11 protein-coding genes are annotated in these 13798 nt (G+C 68.0%); 8 read left to right on the top strand and 3 right to left on the bottom strand.

The window, feature by feature from the left end:
• Positions 1 to 10 precede the first annotated feature (10 nt).
• Positions 11 to 1981 (top strand): ATP-dependent DNA helicase, encoded by a 1971-nt coding sequence (locus ACWEFL_RS08785; protein ID WP_451709432.1) that lies wholly within the window; start codon positions 11 to 13, stop codon positions 1979 to 1981.
• Positions 1982 to 2259: 278 nt separating this feature from the next.
• On the opposite strand, the gene lexA is transcribed toward ACWEFL_RS08785, so the two are convergent.
• Positions 2260 to 3054: a transcriptional repressor LexA gene (gene lexA, locus ACWEFL_RS08780; RefSeq protein ID WP_451709506.1), complete on the bottom strand. Its 795-nt coding sequence runs from the start codon at positions 3052 to 3054 to the stop codon at positions 2260 to 2262.
• Between the two features lie 790 nt (positions 3055 to 3844).
• Here lexA and nrdR point away from each other — a divergent pair.
• The gene (gene nrdR / locus ACWEFL_RS08775; RefSeq protein WP_451709430.1) at positions 3845 to 4354 is read left to right on the top strand and encodes a transcriptional regulator NrdR; all 510 of its coding nucleotides are present in this window, start codon (positions 3845 to 3847) and stop codon (positions 4352 to 4354) included.
• Positions 4355 to 4519: 165 nt separating this feature from the next.
• Complete coding sequence (locus ACWEFL_RS08770) at positions 4520 to 7402, top strand: vitamin B12-dependent ribonucleotide reductase (protein ID WP_451709428.1); 2883 nt, start codon at positions 4520 to 4522, stop codon at positions 7400 to 7402.
• 97 nt (positions 7403 to 7499) lie between these two features.
• Here ACWEFL_RS08770 and ACWEFL_RS08765 read toward each other — a convergent pair whose 3' ends face one another.
• Positions 7500 to 8024: a TerD family protein gene (locus tag ACWEFL_RS08765; protein ID WP_451709425.1), complete on the bottom strand. Its 525-nt coding sequence runs from the start codon at positions 8022 to 8024 to the stop codon at positions 7500 to 7502.
• Between the two features lie 205 nt (positions 8025 to 8229).
• Here ACWEFL_RS08765 and ACWEFL_RS08760 point away from each other — a divergent pair, with 205 nt between their 5' ends.
• The 5 genes from ACWEFL_RS08760 (at position 8230) to ACWEFL_RS08740 (ending at position 12723) form a co-directional block, all read left to right on the top strand.
• Positions 8230 to 8835 carry a YdbC family protein gene (locus ACWEFL_RS08760; protein WP_451709423.1) on the top strand — a complete coding sequence of 202 codons (606 nt, stop codon included), beginning with the start codon at positions 8230 to 8232 and terminating at the stop codon, positions 8833 to 8835.
• A 183-nt stretch (positions 8836 to 9018) separates the two neighbouring features.
• The gene (locus ACWEFL_RS08755; RefSeq protein ID WP_451709420.1) at positions 9019 to 9678 is read left to right on the top strand and encodes a histidine phosphatase family protein; all 660 of its coding nucleotides are present in this window, start codon (positions 9019 to 9021) and stop codon (positions 9676 to 9678) included.
• Between the two features lie 12 nt (positions 9679 to 9690).
• The gene (locus tag ACWEFL_RS08750) at positions 9691 to 10599 is read left to right on the top strand and encodes an ADP-ribosylglycohydrolase family protein (RefSeq protein WP_451709418.1); all 909 of its coding nucleotides are present in this window, start codon (positions 9691 to 9693) and stop codon (positions 10597 to 10599) included.
• A gap of 722 nt (positions 10600 to 11321) precedes the next feature.
• A complete protein-coding gene (locus ACWEFL_RS08745) occupies positions 11322 to 12023 on the top strand; it encodes a ribonuclease HII (protein ID WP_451709415.1) in 702 nt (233 codons plus the stop codon).
• Between the two features lie 82 nt (positions 12024 to 12105).
• On the top strand, positions 12106 to 12723 hold the full coding sequence (locus ACWEFL_RS08740; RefSeq protein ID WP_451709413.1) for a hypothetical protein: 618 nt from the start codon (positions 12106 to 12108) through the stop codon (positions 12721 to 12723).
• Between the two features lie 307 nt (positions 12724 to 13030).
• Here the strand turns inward: ACWEFL_RS08740 and ACWEFL_RS08735 are convergent, their stop codons facing one another.
• Positions 13031 to 13648, bottom strand: coding sequence for a hypothetical protein (locus ACWEFL_RS08735; RefSeq protein WP_451709410.1), 618 nt, complete (start codon positions 13646 to 13648; stop codon positions 13031 to 13033).
• Between the last annotated feature and the right edge of the window lie 150 nt (positions 13649 to 13798).

Below are 13798 nucleotides of genomic sequence, written 5' to 3'. Positions count from 1 at the left end.
TTGTCGGCCTATGACAAAGCCAACCCTCCCCGAACTCCTCCACGCCGCAGTCTCCGCCGTCGGTGGTGTGGAAAGGCAAGGTCAGATCGCCATGGCCGAGGCCGTTGCCGAGGCCGTCGCCGATGGATCACACCTGCTCGTCCAGGCCGGAACCGGCACCGGAAAGTCCCTGGGCTATCTGGTGCCCTCCCTGGCCCACGGTGAGCGGGTCGTTATCGCCACGGCCACGCTGGCACTCCAGCGCCAGCTGGTCGAGCGCGACCTGCCGCGCACGGTCGACGCGCTGCATCCGCTGCTGCGTCGTCGACCGGAGTTCGCCATGCTGAAGGGACGGTCCAACTATCTCTGTCTGCACCGGCTGCACGAAGGTGTGCCGCAGGAAGAGGAGGACGGGCTCTTCGACCCGTTCGAAGCGGCCGCGCCCACCAGCAAGCTGGGTCAGGACCTGCTGCGCATGCGGGACTGGGCCGATGAAACGGAGACCGGTGACCGGGACGCGCTGACGCCCGGCGTCTCCGACCGGGCCTGGGCCCAGGTCTCGGTCTCGTCGCGCGAGTGTCTCGGGGCGAGTAAGTGCCCGTACGGAGCCGAGTGCTTCGCCGAGATGGCGCGGGAGCGGGCCAAGCTCTCCGAAGTCGTCGTGACCAATCACGCGCTGCTGGCCATCGACGCGATCGAGGGTGCCCCCGTGCTCCCGCCGCATGAGGTCCTGGTCATCGACGAGGCCCATGAACTGGTCTCCCGGGTCACCGGTGCCGCCACAGGCGAGCTCACACCGGGCCAGGTCAACCGTGCCGTGCGTCGAGCCGCCAAGCTGGTCAACGAGAAGACGGCCGATTCGCTGCAGACCGCGGCCGAGACCTTCGAGCGGGTCATGGAGCTCGCGCTCCCCGGTCGTCTGGAGGAGATCCCCGAAGACCTCGGCTATGCCCTGCTGGCGCTGCGCGACGCGGCCCGCAATGTGATCTCGGGCCTTGGCTCCACCCGTGACAAGTCGGTCCAGGACGAGGACGCCGTACGCAAGCAGGCCCTGGCCTCCGTGGAGAACGTCCATGACGTGGCGGAGCGGATCACTCAAGGGTCCGAGTACGACGTCGTCTGGTACGAGCGCCACGACCGTTTCGGCGCGTCCCTGCGCGTGGCGCCCATGAATGTCTCCGGACTGCTGCGCGAGAAGCTGTTCACCGAGCGTTCGGTCGTCCTGACGTCGGCCACGCTCAAACTCGGCGGCGACTTCAACGGTGTCGGCGCTTCGCTGGGACTCTCCCCCGAGGGCACCGAGGGCGACGACATCCCGCAGTGGAAGGGGCTCGACGTCGGCTCCCCCTTCGACTATCCGAAACAGGGGATCCTGTATGTAGCCCGCCATCTGGCCCCTCCCGGCCGTGAAGGCTCTCGCGGCGACATGATGGACGAACTCGCCGAACTGGTGGAGGCGTCCGGCGGCCGGACGCTCGGACTCTTCTCCTCCATGCGGGCCGCCCAAGCCGCCGCCGAGGAACTGCGAGGCCGACTCGACAACCCGATTCTGCTCCAGGGCGAGGAGACGCTCGGTGAACTGATCAAGGCATTCGCGGCGGATCCCCAGACCTGTCTGTTCGGCACGCTCTCACTGTGGCAGGGGGTGGATGTGCCCGGACCCAGCTGTCAGCTGGTGGTCATGGACCGGATTCCGTTCCCGAGGCCCGATGATCCGCTGATGAGCGCCCGGCAGAAGGCGGTTGAGGAGGCGGGGGGCAATGGCTTCATGGCCGTCGCGGCAACGCATGCCGCGCTGCTGATGGCCCAGGGCGCGGGCCGTCTCGTACGGGCAGCGGGGGACCGGGGGGTCGTCGCCGTACTCGATCCGAGGTTGGCCAACGCCCGGTACGGCAGCTATCTACGGGCCTCCCTGCCCGATTTCTGGTACACCACGGACCAAAACCAGGTGCGCCGCTCACTGTCCGCGATCGATGCCGCGGCCACCGCAGACGGCAAGTAGCCGTACGCCCGTGGCCAACGTGACCAAGGCGCACGGAGGTGGCTGACCGGTCCGCCCCGGCGGGCCGGCTCACACCAGCGGGCCGGTCGTTCCCGGAGGCCGAGTGGGAGGTCTTGGCGAGGGCAAGGGGACCTCATGCCATGGCCGACAGGAGAATCCTGGGAGCCGACGGCCAGGGCGGACAGACTGAGTCCTGACCTGGCCGGATGCGCTGCGGACGAGCAGGGCCCCGGGACCGGCGCAGTGGGTCCCGGGGCCGGTCAGGGCCGACGGATGTGTCACACCCGCCGAAGCACCGCGACGACCTTTCCCAGAATGGTCGCCTCATCACCAGGGATCGGCTGGTAAGCCGCATTGTGCGGGAGGAGCCATACGTGCCCGTTCTCCCGCTTGAAGCGCTTGACGGTGGCTTCGCCGTCCAGCATTGCGGCCACGATGTCGCCGTTCTCCGCGACGGGCTGACGGCGCACGGTCACCCAGTCGCCGTCGCAGATCGCGGCCTCGATCATCGAGTCTCCGACGACTCTGAGGACGAACAGTTCACCGTCGCCGACCAACTGCCGGGGGAGAGGGAAAACGTCCTCGACCGATTCCTCGGCGAGGATCGGGCCGCCGGCCGCGATCCGGCCGATGAGCGGGACGTACGACGCGGCGGGCTTGCCGGTCGTGTCGGTCTGCTGGGTGCTGGGCTGGTCGGAGCCGCGAACCTCATATGCGCGGGGGCGGTGGGGGTCGCGGCGCAGGAAACCTTTGCGCTCAAGAGCCATCAGCTGATGGGCTACCGAGGAGGTGCTGGACAGCCCCACGGCTTGGCCGATCTCGCGCATCGACGGAGGGTATCCCCGACGCTGCACGGAGTCACGGATCACCTCGATGACCCGCCGCTGCCGATCCGTGAGACCGGTACTGTCCGCCCGAATGCCTGGAGGTCGGCCGGGCAGCGAACGCGCAGGCCGGGAAGGCTCTGCCCCGTCGGGGGGCGTGGCTGCGTCATTCATGGCATGCGCCGGCTCGAATCGGTTCTGGGAGCGGTCCTGGGCAGTGATGATGGCACTGTCTGCTGTGGTGGTCACGTCGGCGGCCCCTCTCGAATGGTCTCCCTGGTTGGACAACGGTAGTAGGTTTCGAAAGGTTGCGCCAAACACACGTTCGAGTGAAAAATCTAAGATTCCCTTACGTGGACATGCGTTTGGGTGTATGCGTCGAAGGTAACGCGACCAGGTGAACCGTAGGACAGTCGCACTGCGATCCCGAGCCCGTCGGCACGTACGCTCCGCCGCGTTCGCGGTCGTGCGTGCACGGAACCCGGGTCGGCCGCCGCTTTCCGGGCCGGACTTCCTTCGAGTGGCTCCACGGTGATGTCGCGAGCGCCGGACGATGCGCCGGGGGTTCCCGTCGACGGGTCCAGTCTCGCATCCGCTGCCCCGGAATCCACGGAGCCGAGTGCTTCCCGTACCCTCGACGCGGTCCGCACTGCCGGTGGGCCTTCCCGAACCGTCGGCCCCGCCCATCTCGGGGCGGTGTCCGCCCGGCCCCGTGAGCGCATCCTCGCGGTTCCGTACGGGCGGACGTACATCCGCCGAGGAATGGCTTCGCCGGCGGGGACTCGTCGGGCGGGCCGTCCGATGCCGTGGTGTCACCGCGCGTACGCCCTCCGCGATCTACGCCCGCCGCGCGACACGCGCCAGGGCCGAAAGTGCGCGCAAACCCCAGATCTAGTGGTTGGATGGTGACTGCCGCCCACAAGTTGTGGTCCCCGGTCCTTCAAGACCGTGGTCATCGCCTATGCTTGGGGCTGCTTCGAAGGGCTTCGACAGGTCTGTCGAGGCTATTGAGTCGTGCCGTGAGGGAGGGTTGGGAACCATGCACTGCCCCTTCTGCAGGCACCCCGACAGCCGTGTCGTCGACAGTCGAACCACCGACGACGGAACGTCGATCCGACGCCGTCGGCAGTGCCCCGACTGCTCCCGTCGCTTCACGACGGTGGAAACCGCCTCGCTGATGGTGATCAAGCGCAGCGGTGTGACCGAGCCCTTCAGCCGTACCAAGGTCATCTCCGGCGTGCGCAAGGCGTGCCAGGGGCGGCCCGTCACCGAGGACGCTCTCGCTCAGCTCGGCCAGCGTGTCGAGGAAGCGGTTCGTGCCACCGGCAGCGCCGAGCTGACCACCCACGATGTGGGTCTGGCCATACTCGGCCCTCTGCAGGAGCTCGACCTCGTCGCCTACCTGCGCTTCGCGTCCGTGTACCGGGCATTCGACTCACTCGAAGACTTCGAGGCCGCCATCGCGGAACTCCGCGAGCAACGGCAGCCTGCCGAGAGCGGGACCCGAGGGGCCCAGGAGGTCCCCGTTCCCGCCCGCGCCGCCGACTGAGCGAACCGGCCGGGCGGCTCGGGCCACCCGACCGGATCTCCGGTCGGCGGTGGGCGGTAACAACATCTGTCACGGGCGCGGTGGGCGTCCGTGGCATCACACAGAGACTGTGCCAGGGAAGATCTGGGCACTTCAGGGCGTTTTTGCCCGTATATGGGAGGCGGCATGACAGAGACGACGAGCGGCCCGGCACGGGGGGCCCGCGCCAAGGGAGCCAAGGCGAGCAAGGGCCTGCGTATCGACCGCGTCCACACCACCCCCGGCGTGCATCCGTACGACGAGGTGGTCTGGGAGCGCCGTGACGTCGTCATGACCAATTGGCGCGACGGCTCGGTCAACTTCGAGCAGCGTGGTGTCGAGTTTCCCGACTTCTGGTCGGTCAACGCGGTCAACATCGTCACCAGCAAGTACTTCCGAGGGGCGGTAGGCACCCCCCAGCGCGAAACCGGTCTCAAGCAGCTGATCGACCGGATCGTGAAGACGTACCGGAAGACCGGCGAGGACTACAAGTACTTCGCCTCGCCCGCCGACGCCGAGATCTTCGAGCACGAACTGGCGTACGCGCTCCTGCACCAGATCTTCAGCTTCAACTCTCCGGTGTGGTTCAACGTCGGCACAGCCCAGCCGCAGCAGGTCTCCGCCTGCTTCATCCTCTCCGTCGACGACTCCATGGAGTCGATCCTCGACTGGTACAAGGAAGAGGGCATGATCTTCAAGGGCGGCTCAGGGGCCGGCCTGAACCTCTCCCGTATCCGATCCTCCAAGGAACTCCTCTCCTCCGGGGGCAACGCCTCCGGACCGGTCTCCTTCATGCGTGGGGCCGACGCCTCCGCTGGAACGATCAAGTCCGGCGGTGCTACCCGCCGCGCGGCCAAGATGGTCATTCTCGACGTCGATCACCCGGACATCGAGGGCTTCATCGAGACCAAGGTGAAGGAAGAGGAGAAGATCCGCGCCCTGCGTGACGCGGGCTTCGACATGGACCTGGGCGGCGACGACATCACGTCCGTCCAGTACCAGAACGCCAACAACTCGGTCCGTGTGAACGACGAGTTCATGAGGGCCGTCGAGTCCGGCGCCAAGTTCGGCCTGCGGGCCCGGATGACCGGCGACATCATCGAAGAGGTCGACGCCAGGTCCCTCTTCCGGAAGATGGCCGAGGCCGCGTGGGCCTGTGCCGACCCCGGCATCCAGTACGACGACACCATCAACCAGTGGCACACCTGCCCCGAGTCCGGCCGGATCAACGGCTCGAACCCGTGCAGCGAGTACATGCACCTGGACAACACGTCCTGCAACCTCGCCTCGCTGAACCTGATGAAGTTCCTCAAGGACGACGGCGAGGGCACACAGTCCTTCGACGTCGAGCGCTTCTCCCAGGTCGTCGAGCTGGTCATCACCGCGATGGACATCTCCATCTGCTTCGCCGACTTCCCGACGCAGAAGATCGGTGAGAACACCCGCGCCTTCCGCCAGCTGGGCATCGGCTACGCCAACCTGGGCGCCCTGCTGATGGCCACCGGCCACGCGTACGACAGCGACGGCGGCCGTGCCCTGGCCGGCGCCATCAGCTCGCTGATGACGGGTACGTCGTACAAGCGCTCCGCGGAGCTGGCCGCGGTCGTCGGCCCGTACGACGGCTACGCCCGGAACGCCGCTCCCCACAACCGCGTCATGAAGCAGCACGCCGACGCCAACGCCGCGGCCGTCCGTGTGGACGACCTGGACACCCCGATCTGGGCCGCCGCCACGGAAGCCTGGCAGGACGTGATCCGCCTTGGCGAGAAGAACGGTTTCCGCAATTCGCAGGCGTCCGTCATCGCCCCGACCGGCACGATCGGTCTCGCGATGTCCTGTGACACCACCGGCCTGGAGCCGGACCTCGCCCTGGTCAAGTTCAAGAAGCTGGTCGGCGGCGGCTCGATGCAGATCGTCAACGGCACGGTGCCGCAGGCACTGCGCCGGCTCGGCTACCAGCCGGAGCAGGTCGAGGCGATCGTCGCCCACATCGCCGAGCACGGCAATGTGATCGACGCACCCGGCCTGAAGACCGAGCACTACGAAGTCTTCGACTGCGCCATGGGCGAGCGCTCCATCTCCGCGATGGGCCACGTTCGCATGATGGCCGCGATCCAGCCGTGGATCTCGGGCGCGCTCTCCAAGACGGTCAACATGCCGGAGACGGCGACCGTCGAAGAGGTCGAGGAGATCTACTTCGAGGCATGGAAGCTGGGCGTCAAGGCGCTCGCGATCTACCGTGACAACTGCAAGGTCGGTCAGCCCCTCTCCGCCAAGACCAAGGAGAAGGAGAAGGCCGAGATCACGGAGAAGACCGAGGGAGCCATCCGGGCCGCGGTCGAGAAGGTCGTCGAGTACCGCCCGGTCCGCAAGCGCCTCCCGAAGGGCCGTCCCGGGATCACCACCTCCTTCACGGTCGGGGGCGCCGAGGGCTACATGACGGCCAACTCCTACCCGGACGACGGTCTCGGCGAGGTCTTCCTCAAGATGTCCAAGCAGGGTTCCACCCTCGCGGGCATGATGGACGCCTTCTCCATCGCCGTCTCGGTCGGCCTTCAGTACGGCGTACCCCTTGAGACGTACGTCTCGAAGTTCACGAACATGCGCTTCGAGCCAGCCGGAATGACGGACGACCCGGATGTGCGGATGGCGCAGTCGATCGTCGACTACATCTTCCGCCGCCTGGCGCTCGACTTCCTGCCCTTCGAGACCCGCTCCGCGCTCGGCATCCACTCCGCCGAGGAGCGCCAGCGCCACCTGGAAACCGGTTCGTACGAACCGACCGACGACGAGATGGACGTCGAGGGCCTCGCCCAGTCCGCCCCGCGTCAGCAGGACATTCCGGTGGTCGCGGCTCCGAAGGCGGAGGTGCCTGCGCCGAAGCAGGCCCACACCTCGGCCGAACTGGTCGAGATGCAACTGGGCATCAGCGCCGACGCCCCGCTCTGCTTCTCCTGCGGTACGAAGATGCAGCGCGCCGGCTCCTGCTACATCTGCGAGGGGTGCGGCTCGACCAGCGGTTGCAGCTGATCCTGGGCGCTACCAGGAGTGAATGACCTGGTCAGGCGGGTGGAGCCGGATTCTCGGCTTCACCCGCCTTCGCCGTCGGTGCGGCCCGGGAACGGGGTCAGTCGCTGCCCATCAGTGCGGTGAAGGCGTGCGGATCGGCGTCGAATCCACGGACGAGTCCATGGAAGTTCCAGGCGCCCGTCTCACCGCGGACGAACTCGGCTATGACCGCGGAGGTCGACTCGGGGACCTCGGTGAAGTCGATCTTCCGCAACTCGGTATGGCCCTCCTTCACCCTGACGAGGGCGTTCCGTACGCCACCGAACACCAAGCGGCCGTGCCGCTGCTGGACGACCACACCGACAACGACCCGTCCGTACTCCGGCGACAGACGATCGAACTCGAGCTTCATGACCTCGTCGGCGCCGAAACCCTGCCCGGTCTTGCTGTCCCGGGTCAGGGTTATCGTGCCGTCGGGTGACCGGCTGTCGAAGTGCACGACATACGCCGGGTCGCCGGAGATCGCTCCCGCCCGGTAGGTCGCGGCGACTATGTCGAGGTCATGGGGCGCCTCGCCCATCGGGCTGGGGTCCCAGCTGAGGGACACCTCGACTGTCCGGACGCCCTTGCTCAGGCTGCTCACCAGATTTCCCTTCCCCGTAACTTCCAGGAGTTCTCCTTCTGTTGACCGTATCTGCTCAGCGGGGCACACCGCGAGGAGATGTCAGGTGTACGCCATTTCCGTCCGGCCCGCGTTTGCTTCCGAAAGCCGTGATTCCGCGCCCCGGAAGAGAGCGCACTCGTCGGGACGGTGACCGGTTCCATGTCCGGAGCCGTACGATGGCGCGGTGCTGGTCAAGTGGATTCGCTGCGTCGTGGTGGACCGTCGTGGGTTCGAACGGGGACAGCGGAAATGGGCGGGGCTGCTGGGTGAGCCGGGGTTTCGGGGACAGGGCGGCGGGTGGAGCAAAGGGCGGCCCGAGGTCGCTCATGTCTTCGCCTTCTGGGAGAGCAGGGCGTTCTACGACTCGTTCATGGCACGGTCCCACGACCGGCTGGCGGCGGGGCAGTCGGGCACGTACAGAGAAAGCCAGGTCAAGCTGTTCGACTACCGCTTCGATGTGAAGACGGGCTTCGAACCGCGTTTCACGGGGGTCGATGTGGTGCGGGTCGCGCACTGCAGGATTCATGAGGATCGGGTCGAGCACTACGCGCTGATGCAGGAGAAGGTGTGGAACCCGGCTATGGCCGGATCGCCGGGAATGGTGCGAGGGTTCTTCGGCGAGGCGCCGGAGAACGAGTTTCTGGTGATGTCGATGTGGCAGTCCGAGGCCGAGCACGGCAAGTACCGCCATGAGCGGGTCGAGCGCCTGCTGGTGCGCGCGCAGACCGAGACCGATGTCATGGCGCTCACGGGTGATGTGGTGCAACTCGAACCGTCGTGGACGGTCTGAGACTCCTGCTGTGAGTCTGTGCACTGCTCCCGGACAGGGCAGGACAGCGCGGGGCGGGGCGGGGTCCGGCTCTGTGCCCGCAGGTACCGGGCGCGGTCGGTGTGCCGCATGTCACCGGTCGTATACGCCGTATGGGTGTGGCCTGGCCACCCGGCCGCGCGCGGTGCGATCTAGGGTCGAGGTATGGCAAGACCGCGACGCATCGTCCTCGTCCGGCACGGCGAGTCGGAGGGCAACGCCGATGACACCGTCTACGAACGCGAGCCCGATCACGCGTTGAGGCTGACGGCCACCGGCCGGGCCCAGGCCGAAGACGCGGGCGTTCGACTGCGTGAGCTGTTCGGGCTTGAGCGGGTCAGTGTCTACGTCTCGCCCTATCGGCGTACCCACGAGACCTTCCAGCTCTTCGGCCTCGACCCCGAACGCGTACGCGTAAGGGAGGAGCCGCGGCTGCGTGAGCAGGACTGGGGAAACTGGCAGGACAGGGATGACGTACAGCTGCAGAAGGCGTACCGGGACACCTACGGGCACTTCTTCTACCGCTTCGCGCAGGGTGAGTCGGGTGCGGATGTGTACGACCGGGTCGGGGCTTTCCTGGAGAGCCTTCACCGGAGCTTCGAGTCGCCCGACCATCCACCGAACGTGCTTCTGGTGACCCATGGCCTCACGATGCGGCTGTTCTGTATGCGCTGGTTCCACTGGTCGGTAGCGGACTTCGAATCGCTCTCCAACCCCGGCAACGGAGAGACCCGGATGCTGGAGCTGGGGGAGGACGGGCGTTACACCCTTGACCGGCCGTTCGAACGCTGGCGTACCCCGGAACCGTACGGCGTCACCGGATAGAGTGGCAGGAAGATGACCACTGACTCCACTGATGACCGGCGCTTCGAACGCGCCCTGAACAGCCTGCGTGGCCTGTCCGTCGGGGACGCCCTGGGTTCCCAGTTCTTCGTACCGTCGAATTACCCCCTTCTGAAGCGGCGTGAGCTGCCGTCGGGCACATGGCAGTGGACCGACGACACGGAGATGGCCTGCTCGGTGCTGGCCGTGCTCGCGGATCACGGCCGGGTGGACCAGGACGCGCTGGCCCGCTCCTTCGCCGACCACCATGACTTCGATCGCGGCTACGGCCCTGCGGTCAACCGTATGCTCCGGCTGGTGCGGGAGGGTGGTGACTGGCGAGAACTCGCCGCCGCACTCTTCAACGGACAGGGCTCCTGGGGCAATGGATCCGCCATGCGCATCGCGCCCCTCGGCGCCTGGTACGCGGATGACCCGGAGCAGGCCACCCATCAGGCGGAGATCTCCTCCTACACCACACATCAGCACCGTGAGGCAGTGGTCGGGGCGATGGCGGTGGCCGCGGCCGCGGCGCTCGCCGCGAATCCGGCCGGTCCGCCCGGTCCGGAAGAGCTGCTCGACGGTGTCATCGCTCTCGTGCCCCGCAGCGCGGTGGGGGCCGGCCTCCGGCGGGCGCGAGACATGCTGGACTACGACGACGCCGGAACCGTCGCGGCCGTCCTCGGGAGCGGAAGGCGGACGAGTGCCCATGACACCGTCCCGTTCGCTCTGTGGTCGGCCGCGCGTGCCCTCGACGGATTCGAGCGGGCGTTCTGGGCGACTGCTCAGGTCGGCGGGGATGTGGACACCACCTGTGCCATCACCTGCGGTGTGATCGCCGCCGGAATGACCGGCAAGCCTCCCGCCGCATGGCTGGAACGGACAGAGGACCTGCCGGCCTGGGCGCTGCGGAACACGCTCTGACCCGAGAGCCCGGCACGGATACGTCGTCGGTCCACGCGGAGAGGGCGGTGCGTTCGAGCCTGACGGCGAACTCCATCGGCAAGCCTTGATGAACGCAAGTGAGGGCTGCACTCCGGGGAGGGCGATCCTCGTCCGGGCGTCGGGCGGCATACTCTTCGATGCCTGCCGTGGCCCCGAACTCTGCCGCCGGACGGCGGACGCGATGTGCCGGTTGGCCCGGATTCTCTCGCCGTTCACTCCTTCACGGGTGTGACCCCGGATCGGCGGAGGAATCCTGTCCGGCTATCGTGCGCACGTCGTCGATCTGATCGAAGCGGGGCTTCCCCGCGTTGATCGGACGAGGTGTAGCCCTGGAGGGGGCATCCGGACAAGACCGGCCGGACCGCGCTCCACCTGATCTCCGGCTGGCGATGAGACGCTCGCACGGAATCTCGCACGGTATGCGGAAGCGAACGGCGAGGCGCTCGCATCGCGAGGTGATCGATCAGGGGATGCTCTCGTCCGCTCCAGCGGAACGGCCGAGGGATCACCGTCGCCGGGCATCCGCGAGGCCCCGGTCGTCGGCCTCTGGGGACTTGTCGACAGCCCCGAGTTCCGAACCCCGAGACCCGACCCGAGCCTCCGGTCCCGGAAGGGGCCGTGCCCTGGTGCGGCCGGGGCGGAACCGTGATCGGAATCCGGTTGTGGCCGACGGGGGAGGGCGGCGTAACCTTGCTGGCGCCATGCCCTACGAACCACCCACACACACAGTCGAGCGCTCGATCCGGGCCACCACCGGCGCCAAGGTCATCGCCGGTGTCGACGAGGTCGGACGCGGGGCCTGGGCCGGACCGGTCACGGTATGCGCCGCGATCACGGGACTGCGCCGTCCGCCCGCCGGACTCACCGACTCCAAGCTCCTCACGCAGAAGCGCCGTGAGGAACTCGCCGTCGAACTGGAGAAATGGGTCACGGCGTATTCCCTGGGGCACGCCTCCCCGGAGGAGATCGACGAACTCGGGATGACAGCTGCGCTGCGGCTGGCCGCCTGCCGGGCGCTGGACGCGCTTCCCGTACGTCCCGAGGCGGTCATCCTCGACGGTAAGCACGACTACCTCGGAGACCCCTGGCGTGTCCGAACGGTCATCAAGGGCGATCGGTCCTGTGTCGCGGTCGCTGCCGCCTCCGTGATCGCCAAGGTGCGCCGGGATGCGATGATGGCCGAACTGCCGGTGGAGTTCGCCGACTACGCATTCTCGGCCAACGCCGGTTACCCCTCACCCGTGCACAAGGCCGTTCTCGCGGAGTTGGGCCCCACTCCGTACCACCGGCTTTCATGGGCCTATCTCGACGCACTTCCCAGGTGGCGGCATCTCAAGAAGATCCGGCTCTCTGCGGAGGCGGCGGAACTGGAGAGCGGGGGCCAGCTCGGCTTCGACTTCTGAACGGGCCCTGCCAACAGGGCAGTCGCACTTATGTGCCCACCCGCCGGTGCGGTCCGAACCGGCATTTGATAGACATCCACCCATGCCTCTCCTTCCCGAGGAGCCTCAGATTCACGAGAGCGCCCAGGGTCCCCGCGCCACTCCGGCCGCAAGCCGTCCCGCGCCGACCCCTCGTCCCGTACCCGGTCCGCGTTCCACGGCCTCCCCGCGTCCCGGAAATCCGGGGTCCGGTTCCGCCCGGCCCACGCCGCCGCAGCGTACGCACGCCTCCGCCGAGCAGCCCCAGGCCGCCCGGCGGGATGGCGATTCCCAGCCGCAGATCCAGCTGATCCCCGCACCTGCGGACGGCGCGCTCGACGCCGCCGACGAGGCGGTCGATCTGCTGCTCGACACAGGTCGCGCACCGGGCGATGTCCTGGTGCTCACCACGGGTGAACAGCATCCGTGGGCCGCACATGAGCTGTCCTTCGGTGAGGCGGCTTACTGGACCCAGCACGATGCCGGTGATGATGTCTTCTACGCGGACGCCACCGCGGTGGGCCGGGCATCATCCCGTCCTGTGGTCGTTGTAGCGCTCAACGGAGGCACCGACGACGATGCCTCGCGGGCGCTGCCGGCGGCTATGGCGAAGGCGGCCGCGCTGCTGATCGTGTGCGGCGACCCGAAGCGGATCAACGCCGTGCTAGGCGCGAGCGTCTGACTCCGTACGACCGGCGCGTGGGCACGTGACACGTTCCGGCGGACGCTTGGCGAGTCCTCGGCCGGTGGGAGTCGGCCGTGGTCGCCCGCTGGGCGGGGTGCACGGTGGGTGCGCTGTGATGCCCGGATTCCCGTATGGCCGCCGGATGCATATGCCCTTGGAGCCATGGCCTCCACCGCAGGACCGAGGAGCAGTCCCGGTCGGCGGGAGGCTGCCCCGGCCGGATGTCGTCCGGCCGGGGAACGGCGTGTTCCGGATGCCGCCGTGCAGGGGGCGGTTGGTCTTTCCCCGCGGCGTGCCCGGACTGTCAGCGTGCCGCCGCGCGACGGAGGGCTTCCGGTGCGCCGCTGGCCGTGCGAAGCTCCAGCGGTTCGCTGATGATCGCGTCGGAGAGGTCACCCGGCACCGAGGTGGAGTTGGGGCGACGGCCGCCCCGCCCCTCGCCCAGGACCTGCCAGCCGCCGCGGGTCAGCGTGATGTACGCGCCGCAGCGCAGGCCGTGCAGGGTGCAGGCATCCCGCAGTCCCCACATCCACGCGCCGTCCTCCTCGGTCCACCGCTCGTCGCCGTCACGGCAGTAGAGCAGCACGGCGGTACGCACCGGAGTCCGGCGGCGCAGATCATGCGGGATCACCCGGCGCAGGTGCGCCAGCAAGGCGTTCCTGAACTCCCAGCCGTCCACGGGAGCGGAGCGCCGGGCGAACGAGGCGCTCGCGGCAAGTCGTTCCTCGGGGTCGAGCACGGCGACGACCGCCGTGGTCGGCGTCGGCCGGTGCCGGGTGTGCAGCCCGCTGACCACTTCTCGGGGGTTGCGCAGCAGCGGTATCCCGGCAGCCGCCCACTCGGCGGGCTCCAGCATCCTGGCGAGGCGGTTGGCGGAGTTGGTCATCGAAGTGGCTGCGGACGAAGCGAATCCGAAGGTCACGTTCCTCCCTTCGCATACGCGCCCACAGTGCGGGCAGGATCGGGTGAGGGCGCGCCACAGCACAGCCCTTGCGGACCGCAGAAGGGTCGTGCGGGAGCACTCCAATTCTCCCTGGCCCGTCGGATTGCGGCAACGAGCAATTCGATCCCG

It is taken from the genome of Streptomyces sp. NPDC004838 (assembly GCF_053600955.1).
Note: the sequence above shows the minus strand (reverse complement) of the source record. Positions and strands in the feature narration are given on the sequence as shown.